The organism is Tessaracoccus yangjingae (assembly GCF_055326235.1).
The window spans coordinates 95813-110714 of sequence record NZ_JBUZNN010000007.1 but is presented as its reverse complement, the minus strand read 5'-3'; the positions used below and the strand labels follow the sequence as shown (position 1 = coordinate 110714).

General features: G+C 71.6%; 9 protein-coding genes. 5 read left to right on the top strand and 4 right to left on the bottom strand.

The genetic code is table 11. The features are described from left to right. Positions 1-142: 142 nt before the first annotated feature. Genes ACZK5D_RS11445 through ACZK5D_RS11430 form a run of 4 tightly spaced genes read right to left on the bottom strand, consistent with a single transcriptional unit; the run spans position 143 to position 7262 of the window. The gene (locus ACZK5D_RS11445) at positions 143-2887 is read right to left on the bottom strand and encodes a glycoside hydrolase family 3 protein (RefSeq protein WP_463665351.1); all 2745 of its coding nucleotides are present in this window, start codon (positions 2885-2887) and stop codon (positions 143-145) included. Between the two features lie 8 nt (positions 2888-2895). Next, a complete protein-coding gene (locus ACZK5D_RS11440; RefSeq protein ID WP_463665350.1) occupies positions 2896-5331 on the bottom strand; it encodes a glycoside hydrolase family 3 C-terminal domain-containing protein in 2436 nt (811 codons plus the stop codon). Then, the gene (locus ACZK5D_RS11435) at positions 5328-6212 is read right to left on the bottom strand and encodes a phosphatase PAP2 family protein (RefSeq protein WP_463665349.1); all 885 of its coding nucleotides are present in this window, start codon (positions 6210-6212) and stop codon (positions 5328-5330) included. Before ACZK5D_RS11435 ends, ACZK5D_RS11440 begins: the two co-directional genes overlap by 4 nt. Before the next feature lie 60 nt (positions 6213-6272). Then, entirely contained in the window at positions 6273-7262 is a 990-nt protein-coding gene (locus tag ACZK5D_RS11430) for a LacI family DNA-binding transcriptional regulator (RefSeq protein ID WP_463665348.1), read from the bottom strand. 283 nt (positions 7263-7545) lie between these two features. Between ACZK5D_RS11430 and ACZK5D_RS11425 the strand changes: the two genes are divergently transcribed. The 5 genes from ACZK5D_RS11425 (at position 7546) to ACZK5D_RS11405 (ending at position 14700) form a co-directional block, all read left to right on the top strand. Further along, positions 7546-9576 carry an AAA family ATPase gene (locus ACZK5D_RS11425; protein ID WP_463665347.1) on the top strand — a complete coding sequence of 677 codons (2031 nt, stop codon included), beginning with the start codon at positions 7546-7548 and terminating at the stop codon, positions 9574-9576. Beyond that, positions 9576-10418 (top strand): HNH endonuclease family protein, encoded by an 843-nt coding sequence (locus ACZK5D_RS11420; protein ID WP_463665346.1) that lies wholly within the window; start codon positions 9576-9578, stop codon positions 10416-10418. Before ACZK5D_RS11425 ends, ACZK5D_RS11420 begins: the two co-directional genes overlap by 1 nt. Before the next feature lie 2 nt (positions 10419-10420). After that, the gene (locus ACZK5D_RS11415) at positions 10421-12337 is read left to right on the top strand and encodes a patatin-like phospholipase domain-containing protein (protein WP_463665345.1); all 1917 of its coding nucleotides are present in this window, start codon (positions 10421-10423) and stop codon (positions 12335-12337) included. Between the two features lie 209 nt (positions 12338-12546). Continuing rightward, positions 12547-13032, top strand: coding sequence for a VOC family protein (locus ACZK5D_RS11410; protein ID WP_463665344.1), 486 nt, complete (start codon positions 12547-12549; stop codon positions 13030-13032). A 135-nt stretch (positions 13033-13167) separates the two neighbouring features. Beyond that, on the top strand, positions 13168-14700 hold the full coding sequence (locus ACZK5D_RS11405; RefSeq protein WP_463665343.1) for a serine hydrolase domain-containing protein: 1533 nt from the start codon (positions 13168-13170) through the stop codon (positions 14698-14700). The last annotated feature ends 202 nt before the right edge of the window (positions 14701-14902 follow it).

The following is a 14902-nucleotide window of genomic DNA, read 5'->3' as shown; positions in this document are numbered from 1 at the left end:
CTCACGCTTGGCGTGAGCGTGACCCACGCCGCGAGCCCATCCATCGGCTCAACTCCCCCCACCCAGCCGCCAGACGCGACCCCCGCAGACGCACGGAGGGCGCGACCCCGGCCACCAGACCAGGGCCGCGCCCCCTTCGCACCTACTGGAACAGCGTCGTCCGGAGCAGCGAGTAGCACAGCGTGTGGACGCGGTCCCGCAACCCGTTGCCGATCCCGACGGGGTCCTCCTCGTACGCCTTCTCCAACTGCCGGATGTTGCCGCTGGGGCTCAGCACGTCGAGCATGAGGTCGTTGCCGTTGCGCACCGCCAGCCGGTTGTCCATGAACCCGCCGAGCACCGCGTCGGTGCTGACCACGCCGTCGAAGCCCCACTCGCCGCGCAGGACGTCCTGCAGCAGCTCGGGGTTGCCGCCGGACCACTTGTGGCCGATGTGCACGAAGCTGGACATCGCCCCGCTGGCGTCGGCCTCCTTGACGGTGATCTCGAACGGCCGCAGGTACAGCTCGCGGATGGCCTGCTCGTTGGCCCACACGTTGACGCCGGAGCGCGCGTTGACCTCCTGGTCGTTGAGCAGGAAGTGCTTCATGAACACCAGCACGTCCTTGCTCTGCGCGCCCGCGGTCATCGCGGCGCCCATCTTCCCCGACAGCAGCGGATCCTCCGAGAAGTACTCGAAGTTCCGCCCGCCCTGGGCGGTGCGGTGGAGGTTCATCCCCGGCGCGTACCAGCCCTGCACGCCGTAGGCGTTGGCCTCGTCGCCCACGTTCTCGCCCATGCGGCGGGCCAGGTCGTCGTTCCAGGTGGAGGCGATGACCACCTGAGTCGGGTACGACGCGGCCGTGACCTGCCCGAAGAGGAAGTTGATGCCGGCCGGGCCGTCGAGGAGGATCGCCTCCGGCACGCCGAGGCGCTCCACGCCGTAGGTCTGGTAGGCGCCGCGGCTGAACAGGTTCATCATCTCCTCGGGCGTGAACTGGTCCAGGAACTGATCCCAGGCCGGGTCGTCGTAGTCGAGTCCCTTGAGGTCGGCCAGCTGGATGCCGTTGTCAGCGCCGAAGGTGGGCTGTTCGCCGTCGGCGACGGGGGTCGCGGCGGCCATGGCGTCGAGCAGCTCCTGCGAGGCGGTCAGCTCCATGTCGTCGCTGGTGGGCCAGGTGCCGTCCCAGTCGGAACGCGACAGGTAGGTGAGGCCGCCGTCGGCGTAGTCGAAGCGACCCTCGAGCGCCGTGCCGGTGACCTCGTCGGTGCCGAAGACCACGTCCGCGGCCACGTCGAAGGGGAACGTGGAGTCGAACGTGTGGACGTCGCGGCCCACCTTGATCTCGTAGGCGCCCTGCTCGAGCACGTAGGCCTGCCCGGCCATGTCCCACGAGGCCATGTCGCGCACCGGGAACTCGACGGTGACGGTCTCCGAAGCGCCCGGGGGGAGCAGCGACGTCTTGGCGTAGCCGGCCAGCTCGACGGCGGACTTCTCGATGCCGCCGTCGGTCCACGGCGCGGAGAAGTACACCTGCACCACGTCCTTGCCGGGCACCTCGCCGGTGTTGGTGACCTCGACGTCGACGGTGACCGTCTTGTCGGTGACCATCATCTCCGCGGCCTCACGGGCGAACGACGTGTAGCTCAGGCCGTGGCCGAAGGGGAACTGCACCGCCGCCGCGTAGGCCGCCTCGTCGCCCTGGTAGCGCGTCTCGTAGTAGCGGTATCCGACGTAGATGCCCTCCTCGTACTCGAGCAGGCCGCGACCCTTGATGTTGTCGTAGCGGTAGTTGCCGAAGTTCTCGGCCGCGGGGTTGCTGGACACGTCGTAGGCGTAGGTGCTGGTGAGGCGGCCGGAGGGGTTCACCTCGCCGCTCAGGATCTTCCCGAGCGAGACGGTGCCGAGCGGGCCGGGCGTGCCGATCCACAGCGCGGACTTGATCTGCGGGTAGTCGTCGAGGAAGCCCAGCTCCATGACGTTGCCGCTGTTGACCACCAGGATGACGTTGTCGAAGGCGCCGGTCACCCGGTCCAGCAGGGCGCGCTGGCCCTCGGTGATGCGCAGCTCGTCGACGGTGAAGTCCTGCATCTCGACGCCGTCGTTGCCCATCACCACGAGCGCGACGTCGGAGAAGGACTGCGCCTGGGCCACCACGTCGTCGGTGAGGTAGGCGATGTCCGGCTCGTGCGGCTCGTCGCCGCCCCCCGTCACAGCGGACCAGAGGATCTGGAGCAGGCCGTTGCCGCTGCCCCCGGAGGCCCCCGCCCCCTCGGCCTGCATGAAGGCGTGCAGGTCCTCGTTGTAGGCAACGCCGGCCTGCTCGAGGCCCTGGAAGAGGTCCTTGGAGGCGGACTGGTCGGCGCCGCCGGAGCCGCCGCCGCCGAAGCGCATGGTGTAGGACGAGAAGCCGAACACGTTGACGCCCTTGTCACCCAGCGGGAGCAGGGCGTCGTCGTTCTGCAGCAGGACGATCCCCTCGTCGGAGATCTCCTCCGCGATCAGGGCACCCTGGGCGCGTGCGGCCTCGCCGGCGGGGGTGGAGGAGTCGATGCTGATGGAGAACATGCGGGAGAAGTCGCGGACGTAGGGCGCGACGGTCGCGGCGATGAGGGCCACCACCAGCAGCACCGCCACCCACACCACGGCCCGGCGCGGCCGGTGCCACACCATGCGGTACACGCGGTCGTGGCGTTTGGCGGCCTTGCGTTCCGCGCGGGGCATGGCCTTGATCTCGGCCTTGCGCTGGGCCGCGGCGGCCTTGGCTGCGGCGCGGTCGGCGGCCTTGGCCGCGTTCCGCTCGGCGGGGGGCATCGCGGCCAGCTCGGCCGCCCTCTGCTTCTTGAGTGCCTTGTCAGCCGACACTTCGGCGACGACGGCAGCCTTCCTCTGACGACGGGTGTTCACGAGTGTCCTCACTTCGTTTCGGGCTGGTGGGAGGTGCGCTGCGAGCGTCGGTGCCGAAGCGTTGCGGGGATGAGGCGGCCGAGGCCGCGCATCAGGTGCCCGTTGACCATCTGGAGGACGGCGTCGAGCATCGGCATGTCCACCCGGCCGCCCGACATCCGCGCGACGCTGCGGAACGGGAGGTCCAGGATGAAGTGGGTGTAGTTGGCCTCGATGGGGCGCCCGGCCCGCATCAGGACGCGGTGCGCGAGCGAGATCGCCCCGACGAGCGCCCGGCCCGGCCCGCGGCGCCCGCGGAGCTGGGCGATGAGGTCGGTGCGGCCGATCGGGCGCGTCCGGTCCCACGACGACGGCGGCAGCGGCCTGCCCAGCAGCGCCGAGAACTCGTCGGCCGTGACGGCCTTGACGTCGCCGGTGCCGTAGCCGGGGAGGTGGAGGTCGCGGTAGGGGAAGGGGATCTCCTGACCGTCGATGTCGAGGGGGGCACTGAGCCGGATGTCCCGCGACGACGCCCCCACCAGCACCTCGTGCCGGCCCGGCTCGGTGACCCAGCCGTCGACGTCGACGTTGTAGTAGTCGAAGGCGTGCTCGCGCAGCTCGACGGCGACCCGGGCGGACTCCCCGGCGGCCAGCGCCACCTTGGCGAAGCCCGCGAGCTGCCGCGGAGCGCGGAACGCCCGGTCCGGCCCCGACACGTAGACCTGGACGATCTCCTCCCCGGCGCGGGCGCCGGTGTTGGTGACGGTCACCTCGGCGAGCCGGGGTGTCGCGGCCAGGTCCGAGTACTCGAACGTGGTGTAGCTGAGCCCGTGCCCGAAGGCGAACTGCACGGGGCGGTCGACCGCGTCGTAGTAGCGGTAGCCCACGAAGATGGACTCGCGGTGCTCGGCGGTGGCCTCGGCCCGCGCGTAGTAGGCCGACGACGGCACGTCCTCGTAGCGCAGCGGGTAGGTCTCGGCCAGCTTGCCCGACGGGTTGACGCGGCCGGTCAGGACCGCGGCCATCGCCTCCCCGCCGCCCTGGCCGCCGAGGTAGCCGTGCACGACGGCGGCCAAGTCGTCGGCGAACGGCAGCTCCACCGGTGCGCCGCCCGAGAGGACGAGCACGATCCGGCGGTCCATGGCGATCAGGCGGCGCAGCAGCTCCAGCTGGTTCTCCGCCAGCCGCATGTGGGTCCGGTCCAGGCCCTCGGTCTCGCCGGCCTCGTCGAGGCCGAGGAAGAGCAGGACGACGTCAGCCCGCGACGCCAGCCTGAGCGCCCTCTCGAGCTTCCGCGGGGAGGGGGCGCCGAGGCGGTCGAAGCCGGGCTGGTAGCCCGCGATGCGCAGCCCGCTCCGGGCGAGTTCCTCGCGCGCGGTGGTCAGCCGGGTGGGGTTCACCAGTGAGCTGCCCGCGCCCTGGTAGCGGGGCACGTCGGCGAACTCGCCGATCAGCGCGACGCGCTGCGCGGGGTCCACCAGCGGGAGGACGCCGTCGTTGCTGAGCAGCACGACGGAGCGCTGGGCGGCGTCGACGGCGGCCCGGTGCGCGTCGGCCTCGGAGATCCGGCGGCCCCCGCCCATCGCTTCGCGGCTGTCGGCCAGCACCGTGAGCACCTCGTCGAGGCGGGCGTCGAGGACGGCCTCGTCGAGGCGGCCGGCGCGTACGGCCTCGACGACGTCGCGGTCGGTCATGCCGTCGGCCGAGGGCATCTCGAGGCTGCCGCCTGCCTGGAGGGAGGCCACGCGGTCGACGGTGCCGCCCCAGTCGGAGACCACCATGCCGTCGAAGCCCCACCGACGGCGCAGCACCCCGGTGAGCAGGTACTCGTGCTGGTGGGCGTAGGTGCCGTTGACCTGGTTGTAGGCGCTCATGACGGTGCGGGCGCGGCCCTCGGTCACGGCGATGCGGAACCCCTCGAGGTAGAGCTCGTGGAGGGCGCGGGTGTCGACGATCTCGTCGACGTTCATGCGGTGGGTCTCCTGGCTGTTGACCGCGAAGTGCTTGGGACAAGCGGCGACGCCTGCGCTCTGGATGCCGCGCACCATCGCGGCGGCCAGCGTGCCCGAGAGGTAGGGGTCCTCGGAGAAGTACTCGAAGTTGCGCCCGCCGAGCGGGTTGCGCTTGAGGTTGAGGCCCGGGCCGAGGAGCACGCTGACGTCCTCCGCGGCGGCCTCGGCGCCGAGGACCTGCCCCACCTCGTCGAGGAGGCGGACGTCCCAGCTGTTCGCGAGGGTCGCGGCGGGTGGGAAGCAGGTGGCGGGGATGGACTTGTTGAGGCCCAGGTGGTCCGCCTTGCCGCCCTGCTTGCGGAGGCCGTGGGGGCCGTCGGTGAGCATCATGGACTCGATCCCGACTCGGGGGACGGCCTTGGTGTTCCAGAAGTTGGCTCCGGACGTCAGGCCGGCCTTCTCCTCGAGGGTGAGGCGGCTGATGAGGTCGCGGTGCTTGAGCGCGGCCATCATGCCGCGGCCGTCTCGAGTGCCGGTGCCGACCCCACGCGGGTCCTGAGAACACGCACGGCCACCAGGACCATCGCGAACGTGATGGCGAAACCCGCCACGGTGTCACTGACGAAATGGGCGCCGACGATGATGCGGGAGAGCGCGATGAGGAGGCCCCACACCGCCCCGATCCACAGCAGCAGCGTCTCGTGCCTGGCCCACGCCCGCTTGAGCGGTGCCAGGATCACCAGGAGCATGAGGGCCGCGGCGTTGGCGCTGTGACCCGAGGGGAACGACTTGAACTCCTCCGAGTCGATGCCCTTGGCCAGCCAGGCCTCCTTGGCGTCGTTGCCGATGACGTACCAGGGCTGGAAGGCCACCTCGGGGAACTCGGCGAGGAACCGCAGCCTGGGGCGCTCCCACACCACCTTGACGACGTTGACCAGGACGATCTCGGCCAGCACCACGAGGAACAGCACGAGCGCCGTGCGCACGACCACCTTCCGATCCGCCTCCGTGGTCAGCCAGCGGGCGAGCCACACGGCCCCGGCTACTGCGGCAAGCCCGATCACGACGAGGAGCGCCAGGTTGAGGTCGATGTAGCGGCCCGGCATCAGCACGGTCAGGACCGCCCCCAGGAGGACCAACACCACACCTCCGACGATCTGGCCGACGCCTGCGGCGCGTCGCTCCCGGTTGCGGGCGAGGATCAGCATGGTTCCTGCGATGACCAGCGCCAGGCCGGAGGGCCATTCACCGAATGCGGCGCCCAGAACGCCGAAGAGGTTGGACTGGTCGTGGAATCTCTCGGAGATCTGCAGGTCCCATAGCGACCCGATGAGGAACAGGAGGACGAGGATGCCCAGGAGGGCGAGGATGGAGGTCCGTGTGCGCGCGCGCATAGGAGGGTTTCCCTTTCGTGGGCAGAACCGGGTCGTCGGCGACCCGGATGGTGGTGAGGGTCAGGCGGACGCCCGACGGGTGATGCCGATCGGGGGGACCGGCGGCGCGGCGGGCGGCGCAGCCGTGATCCCCAACTGGTAGAGGAGCGCGTCGACGATCCAGCCGACGTCGCGGTCCATGTGGAGGGCGACGGTGGTGAGCGGCGGATACGCGACGGCTGCGGCCGGGATGTCGTCGCAGCCGACCACCGCCATGTCCTCCGGGCAGCGCAGCCCCGCCTCGCGGATGCCGAAGAGGACGGCGAGGGCCACCTCGTCGTTGTAGGAGCACACCGCGGTCACGCCGTCGCGGTGCCAGGCGGCGACGATGTCCTTCGCCCCCACTCCGTCGCGGGCGACCTCGCCGGCGACTGGGGACGGGATGCCGGCCTGCTCGCAGGCCGCGATCACCTCGGCCCGGCGGGGCAGGACCCCGAAAGCCTGGCTGTCGACCACGTCGGCGAACGCAAGCCGCGTGTGGCCAAGCCCGACGAGGTACTCCACCTGGGCCCGGCCCATCGAGAAGTCCAGGCCCTCGCTGCCCAGGCCCGCCACCTTCACCCCGGCCTCGGTGAGCCGGCGGCCCAGGTCGCCGGCGGCCGGGAATGCCAGCATCGCGGCACGGGGCTTGAGGGCGACGACGGCGTCCACCGTCTCCTCGACACTTCCGGAGACCTGCAGGAACGTGGCCAGGAGCCCGCGGCCGGCAAGCGCGCTCGCCAGCGCCCACACCGCGCTGGTGGTGGTCTCGTTCTGCGGCAGGTGCGACATGACGATGACGATCGGCCCCGACCCCGACACGAGGGACCGGGCTGCGGCGTTGGGTTGGTAGGACAGTTCCGCGGCGGCGCGCAGGACCGCTTCGCGCGTCTCGGCGGTGAAGCTGACGCCCTGCTTGCCGTTGAGGATGTAGCTCACCGTCGCCCGTGACACGCCGGCACGCTTCGCCACGTCGGCACTGGTGGCCGGGCGCGTGTTCTCGGGCGCCTCGTGGGACGACGGTGTGACCATGCCACGACGATAACCCAGAGTGTTGACGCGTGTCAATTACGCGTGTCAATGGTTGCTTTCGTGGCGGCGGGGATGTGCGTTGAGCCGATGGATGGGTTCGCGGCGGGGCTCCCGCGTGGCGTGAGCGTGACCCGCGCCGCGAACCCATCCATCGGCTCAACTCCCCCCACCCCTACGGGCCCGCGACGACGGGGCAGGCCGGGGGGCCCCCGAAATGTCGCCGTTCGACCCCTTCCCAGCCCGGCCGAACCCGGCAATAATCGCGGCAACAAGGGGGTGTGCCATGTGGCTCCGACGACCCGCCGAACCCGAAGTCCTCGCCGCTGACAAGGAGAGGCTCACCGAGGAAACCGCGCACGCCTGGCGGCAGAAGCGGTTCCGCGGGCCGGATCCGGACCCGGTCCTCCACGCCCCCGAGATCCTGGATTCGTTGCTCGGCATGACGAACGGCACCTGCGCCTACTGCGAGCGCCCCCTCGAGGCGCAGGGGCCCGACTCCGCCGTCGTCACCCACCATCGCCCCACATGGGGGGCGGTCGGCACCGACGGCGACGTCGCGCTCCAGGCCTACTGGTGGCTCACCTACGAGTGGGACAACCTCTACCCCGCCTGCGCCGACTGCGTCCGCTCCCGCGGCACGCGGTTCCCCGTCGCCGGTGACCGCGCATCCTCCCCCGACGGCCTCGCCGCGGAGCAGCCGCTCCTGCTCGACCCCCTCGTCGACGACCCAGACGAGCACCTCCGCTACCAGGCCGACGGCACCATCACGGCGCTGACCGAGCGCGGGCGCGTCACCTGCGACATCCTGGCCCTCAACCGGGACTTCCTCATCAAGGCCCGCCTCACCGCCCTCAACTCGGCCCCTGACAACGGCTTTCCCACCCTCCACCGGCAGTTCGGCGGCTACGCCGAGTCCATGCCCCCGGAGGAGGCCGCCGCCCCCGCCCCCGCTCCACCCCCGCCGCGACCCCAGGGCCCCGAGCTCCCACCCATGTCCGGCGCCGAACCGGGCGCGCCGGCCTACGACCTCAACGCAACGATGGGAGGGGCGGATCGCGGCAACTACTACCAGGCCACCCAGTGGATCGAGCGGGTGGTGATCAAGAACTTCCGCCCCATCCGCGACCTCGAGATCGACCTGGCCCGCTCCACCAGCGACCGCGGCCCCTGGACCGTCCTCCTCGGCGAGAACGGCTGCGGCAAGAGCTCGGTCCTGCATGCCATCGCGCTCACCATGATGGGCGGCGAGCAGCGCCGCCAGCTCGGGATCGACGCCCGCAAGTTCCTGCGCGACGGCGCCCGCAAGGGGGTGGTCGAGGTCTACCTCTCCGGCCGCACCGAGCCGCTGCGCCTGGAATGGGCCAAGGGCCAACAAGAGTTCACCGGCCCCGAGCCCGTGGCGGCCCTGATGCTCGGCTACGGCGCGGTCCGGCTGCTGCCGCGCACCCCGTCGCCCCACAGCGACGACCGCGTGGTGCGCGTCGACAACCTCTTCGACCCCGTCGCCCCTCTCACCGACCCCACCTCCTGGCTGCTCTCCCTCGACGACGACACCTTCGACGACGTGGCCGGCGGCATCCACGAGATGCTCGCCCTCGACCAGGATGCCGAGCTCCTCCGCGACGACGACCAGGTGCTGCTCAGGCAGGGCCGGACCCGCTCCGACATCGTCACCCTCAGCGACGGCTACCAGTCCATGGTGGTGATGGCCTGCGACATCCTGCGCTCCACCATGCGGCTGTGGACGCAGTCGGCTCTGGCGGAGGGGATCGTGCTGATCGACGAGATCGGCGCCCACCTCCACCCGCGTTGGCGGCTGCGGATCGTCACCGCGATACGCAACCTGATGCCGCGCATCCAGTTCATCGTCACCACACACGACCCGTTGTGCCTGCGCGGCATCGTCGACGGCGAGGTGGTGGTCATGCGCCGCAACAGCCAGGGCGACGTCATCTCGCTCTCGGACCTGCCCCCGGTCACCGGCATGCGGATCGACCAACTCCTCACCTCCGAGCACTTCGGCCTCGGCTCCACCGACGACCCCGAGGTGGCCGAGCTGTGGGAGAGCTACTACCGCCTCATGGCCCTCAAACACCCCACCCCCGAGCAGACCGCCCGCCTGGCGCGCGTCCGGGCGCGGCTCGACGAGCTGGAGCAGTTCGGCACCACCGAACGCGAGCGGCTGCTCCTCACCTCCGCCGCCGACTACATCGCCCAGCGCCGCGAGACCGGCGACACCGTCGCCCCCACCAGCAAGGAGATGACCGCCAAGCTCTCCGAGCTGTGGGGCAGGTACCTGCCCGGGAGCTCCTGATGCGCCGGGTCCCCCGGCCCGCCGAGCCGGCCAGCCTCAAGGACGCCAAGACGCTCAAGGAGCGGCAGGACGCGCTCGACTTCTACGCCGCCTGGGACGGCCAGGCGAAGTACGACGGCTTCAAGGCCTACAAGAATCCCGACATCCGCGCGGCGCTGGAGGCGGCGTTCGGCGGCAAGTGCGCCTACTGCGAGACGTACTACGCCGCAACCCAGCCGGTGGCCATCGAGCACTACCGCCCCAAGGGTGAGGTGACGATCGACGGCAAGCGCGTGCCGCCCGGCTACTACTGGCTGGCCAGCGAGTGGACCAACCTGCTGCCGTCGTGCACCGACTGCAACAGCCCCCGCAAACAGGACCTCCCCGAGGAGTCGCGCACCGCTGGCAAGGCGAACGCGTTCCCACTGGCCCCCGGCTCGCCGAGGGCCACGTCGCCCGGGTCGGAGAGGAGCGAGAAGCGCCTGCTGCTGCACCCCTACCTCGACTTCCCGGAGAAGCACCTGGAGTTCGTGTGGGGCACCGGCACCGTCGACGACGGCTGGGTGCGGCCCCGCAACGGCAGCGCGAAGGGCGCCGAGACGATCCGTGTGTGCGCGCTCCAGCGTCGCGGGGTGCGGGCCAACCGCCGAGACCGCCTGCTGGACCTGATCGCGCACCTCGAGTCGGTGGTGGAGGCGCGCAACAACGCCGCCAGGCACCCCGACGACCCGGAGCTGCTCGCGCAGTACGAGCGACGGCTCGTCGAGGTCAGCCGGTTTGTCGCCGACCACGCCCCCTACAGCACCATGTGCCGCCAAGTGGTGGCGAGCTACCACGCCAAGCTTTTCGGAACCCAGGAGTGACCATGACCACCGCAGCATCCACCAGCCCGTTCGCCGCACCGTCGCTGCGCTGCGACATCGTCATGAAGGGCGGCATCACCAGCGGCGTGATCTACCCCCGCGCCGTCTCCGAGCTGGCGAAGACCTACACGCTGACCAACGTGGGCGGCGCCTCCGCCGGGGCCATCGCCGCCGCCGCCGCGGCCGCCGCGGAGCTGGGGCGACACTCCGGCGGGTTCGAGGGGCTCGACACCATGCCCGACGAGCTGGCCTCGGTCGGGCCCGGCGGCCAGTCCAAGCTCGCCTCCTTCTTCCAGCCGACGGCGACCGCAGCCCCGCTCTTCCGACTGCTGATGTCGGTGGCCGCGAAGAAGGACGGCAAGGCGGGCGCCCTGGTGGGCGGCCTGCTGCGGGCGTTCTGGAAGGAGGCGCTGATCGGGGCGCTGCTGGGGCTCGTGTTGGTGGTGGTGAGCGCGCTGGGCGAGGGGATCGCGTCGGTGGCGGGCATCGTCGGCGGCCTCCTCCTGCTGCTCCTCGGGGCGGCGGTGGGCGTGCTGCTGGGCGCGCTGCGGACGTTCGGGCGGGTCGCGGAGGAGGGCTTCGGCATGTGCACGGGCATGGAGGGCGTCGGCGCTGGCGACGCCACGCCGCTCACCCCGTGGCTGTACGAGAAGATCCAGTCGCTGGCCGGGCGCGCGCCCGGGGCGGAGCCGCTGACGTTCGGCGACCTGCGTCGCGGCGGGGTGACCCTGCGCGTGATGACGACCAACCTGACCCGCCACCAGCCCATGGCCATGCCGTGGACCACGCAGGAGTTCTACTTCGACCCCGACGAGATGCGCGAGCTGTTCCCTGCCGACGTCGTGGACTGGATGGTGGCCCATCCCCCCACCCGCCGACCGCGGCCGGAGGCGGGCTCCGCTGCCGGGCCCTCGGGCGGGTCCGTCGGCGGCGACGATCAGGCCGCCACCCAGACGCGCCAGTTCGACGGGCGCACCCTCCACCCGTGGCCCGTCCCGGACGACCTGCCCGTGATCGTGCCCACCCGCATGTCGCTCAGCTTCCCCGTGCTCATCTCGGCGGTGCGGTTGTGGGCCGTCGACTACACCCTGCCGGAGAATCAGCGCGACGACTCCAGCCGGCTGACGTTCTCCAGCGTGTGGTTCACCGACGGCGGCCTCTGCGCCAACCTGCCCGTGCACTTCTTCGACTCCCCGCTGCCGAAGCACCCCACGTTCGCGTTCAACCTGGGCGGGTTCCCCCCGGGGAGGTCGAAGTCGCAGGACCAGTCCGAGAACAGCTACCTGCCCACCAGCAACTCGGCCGGCCTCCAGCGCCCCTGGTTCCCGCTGCCGACGAAGGGGGTGGGGTCCTGGGTGTCGTTCGGGCTGCTGATGGTCCACACCGCGCGCGAGTGGGTGGACGGGGCCCAGCTGGTGATGCCCGGGTACCGCGACCGCATCGTCACCGTGCACCACGACCATTCCGAGGGCGGCATGAACCTGTCCATGCCGCCGAAGGTGGTGACGGATCTCGCGGAGCGGGGCCGGTTGGGCGCGGTGAAGCTGGTCAACGCATTCGCCGGCGACCGGCCGGGGGAGGTGCCCACGTGGGGATGGGACAACCACCGGTGGATCCGCTTCCGCACCGCGGTGGGGGGCCTGTCGGGGTGGCTGAACGGCTTCCACGCCAGCTACCAGGACACCACCTCCGGCGGCACCGCCTACGGTGACCTCGCCGGGCCGGGCGCCGACGCCCCCCTGCCGTCGTATCCGCTGTCCGGGGTGAAGCGGGACGCGTTGAACGAGCGGACCGACGAACTGATCGGCGTGGCCGGGGCCTGGGGCGCCTCGACGATCCCTCCGGCCCCCAAGCCCGCGCCGCGGCTGCGCCTGGTGCCCGACGACGGCACCGCCGCCGGCCTGGACGCCCAGGATTGAGACGCCGCTGCGGGGCTCGGATCATGCGCTCCGGCGTATTACGCCGACCGCAGCGGGGTCCTCACCCCGTCGTCGCCGTCGGGCGCGCCTGACCGGCGGATCTGGTGCCGACTACGCCACCAGATCCGCCGACCAGCAGGCCAAACCCATTGCCGCGACACCCCACCCGGGTTACCGTGGCTGCCTGTCCACATCGAAGGAGATGGAACATGGCGACGCCCAAGAACACGATCTGCCTGTGGTTCGACAAGGACGCCGAGGCGGCGGCCGAGTTCTACGCCTCGTTGTTCCCCGACAGCCGGGTGGAGGCCGTGCACCGCGCCCCCGGCGACTTCCCCGGAGGCAAGGAGGGCGACGTCCTGACGGTCCACTTCACCGTCTGCGGGATCCCCTGCATGGGCCTCAACGGCGGCCCCAACTTCCCCCAGAGCGAGGCGTTCTCCTTCCAGATCGCCACCGACGATCAGGCCGAGACCGACCGCTACTGGGACGCGATCGTCGGCAACGGTGGGCAGGAGAGCGCCTGCGGCTGGTGCAAGGACCGGTGGGGGATGTCGTGGCAGATCACGCCTCGCGTGCTCACCGACGCCATGGAGTCCGAGGAGCCGGGCGTGTCGGAGCGGGCCTTCGCGGCCATGATGACGATGCAGAAGATCGACGTGGCGGAGATCCAACGCGCGGTCGCCGGAGACTGACGCCCCCGCCCGAGCGCGACCAGGGCGTGGATCGGGTCGCGGGGCAACGAACCGGTCGGCGCGCCGCGGTGCGCGGGAGATCCGCGCCTTGTCGGGCCGCGGTGTCGCCCAGATACTGAGGCGCAGGGAGGCGACATGGCACCGCGGACCGCGTCACGGGCTGGACGACGCTCTGGGGGCGCGGCCGTCCGGTGGGCGATGGCGCCGGTCGTCGCGGCCCTGCTGTGGGGAAGCATCTCGCCGCTCGCCGTCGCCGCCCCGGAGCCGGCGTGGGCCTCCGAGGAGGACCTGGACGCCTTCCTCTCGGAGCGCGTGGAGGAGATGCGGCTGCCCGGCCTGGCGGTGGTGGTCGTGGTCGACGGCGAGGTGCACTTCGAGGGCACCTACGGCGAGGCGCGGCCCGGTGTCCCGGTCACGGTGGACACTCCGTTCGTCCTGGGGTCCACGTCGAAGCAGTTGACCGGCCTGGCCGTCCAGCAGCTGATCGCCGACGGTGAGCTGGGCCTCGACACCCCCGTCGGCGACATCCTCACGGCCTTCGCGGACGTCGGGCCGCCGCACTCGGAGATCACCGTCGCGCAGCTGCTGGCGCACCGCTCGGGGCTGGCCGAGGTCGGCCTGGAGTGGTCGCCGTGGCCCGTGTCCGCGACCCTCCAGGAGGAGGCGCGCCACCTCGCGGGGGTGCCGTTGGCGACGGCGCCCGGTGACACCTACGCCTACGTCAACTCGGGCTACACCGTCCTGGGCGCCGTCGTCGAGCAGGTGACGGGGATGCCGTTCGAGGGGGCGTTGCAGACCCTGGTTGCGGAGCCGCTCGGGCTCACCGCCACGACGGGTGACCTCGCGGCGGCCGAGGCGAACGGTCTCGCCGAGCCGTACTACACGTGGTTCCGACGGGTGAACGCGCCGACCCCCAGCCCCGCGGCACCGTACGCGGCCCCGTCGGCACTCCTCACCTCCACCGCGCGCGACCTCACCACCCTGCTCCGCGCGCACCTCGGCACCCCAACCGCCATGGACCCAGAGGTGCTGAGCGCCGCGCGCGAACCCCTCGGCGCGGCCGACGAGCACTCGGACTACGCCAGCGGGTGGCTGGTGCGCGGGCTGTGGGAGCTCACCGACGACGACGTGGGCTGGGACTCCCCGGACCGTCCCACCTTGTGGGAGCACGAAGGCAGCATCCCGCGGGCGCTGAGCTCGCTGTCCCTCGCCCCGGAGCTGGGGCTCGGGGTGGTGGCGCTCGCCAACACGGGCGCGGGCACGGACCAGCCGGGTTGGTGGCGGTTCCGCTACGACCTGCATCACGCGATCCTGGGCACCCGCGGCCTCCCGACGGAGCCGGACCTTCTGGTGAGCGCGGCGCCCCTCCTCATGCTGGGGCTGCCGGTGGCGCAGGCCGGCACGTTGATCTGGTGGGCGGTCACACGCCGCCGTCGGCCCATGGCGAGGATCGCCTTCGGGGCGGCCGGGGTCGCGACCGCGCTCGCGCTCGTCTTCGCGCTGGTGCTCGTGCCACCGCGCACGGGCATGCCGCTGCTCGACCATCGATGGATGTCCTCGGTGCCCGACCTGGCGGTGTCGGTGGCGGCGATGCTGGTGCTGTCGGCGGTGTTCGTCGTGGCCGCGGTGGGCGCGGCGGTGCGTGGCCGAAGGCGGCCTCGACGCTGACGCTCCTCGCGGCCGGGCTCAAACAACGGACAGAGGGCGACCCCGCTCCCCGTAGGGGCAGGGTGACCCGGCTCCCCGTAAGGGCAGGATGAACCGGCCCGCCGGCGTACAATGGGAGCCCCGGTGGCTCCTCGAGCAGCCCCGACGCCCGCACCGTCCGCGCCCGCCGCGACTCTCCTCCCAGACCCCGGGTCCACGGTTC

What these genes read in the sequence shown, in the direction of transcription:
- ACZK5D_RS11440 (WP_463665350.1), bottom strand. Translation starts at nt 5,331, where the DNA reads ATGATGGCCGCGCTCAAGCACCGCGACCTCATCAGCCGCCTCACCCTC.
- ACZK5D_RS11435 (WP_463665349.1), bottom strand. Translation starts at nt 6,212, where the DNA reads ATGCGCGCGCGCACACGGACCTCCATCCTCGCCCTCCTGGGCATCCTC.
- ACZK5D_RS11430 (WP_463665348.1), bottom strand. Translation starts at nt 7,262, where the DNA reads ATGGTCACACCGTCGTCCCACGAGGCGCCCGAGAACACGCGCCCGGCC.
- ACZK5D_RS11425 (WP_463665347.1), top strand. Translation starts at nt 7,546, where the DNA reads ATGTGGCTCCGACGACCCGCCGAACCCGAAGTCCTCGCCGCTGACAAG.
- ACZK5D_RS11420 (WP_463665346.1), top strand. Translation starts at nt 9,576, where the DNA reads ATGCGCCGGGTCCCCCGGCCCGCCGAGCCGGCCAGCCTCAAGGACGCC.
- ACZK5D_RS11415 (WP_463665345.1), top strand. Translation starts at nt 10,421, where the DNA reads ATGACCACCGCAGCATCCACCAGCCCGTTCGCCGCACCGTCGCTGCGC.
- ACZK5D_RS11410 (WP_463665344.1), top strand. Translation starts at nt 12,547, where the DNA reads ATGGCGACGCCCAAGAACACGATCTGCCTGTGGTTCGACAAGGACGCC.
- ACZK5D_RS11405 (WP_463665343.1), top strand. Translation starts at nt 13,168, where the DNA reads ATGGCACCGCGGACCGCGTCACGGGCTGGACGACGCTCTGGGGGCGCG.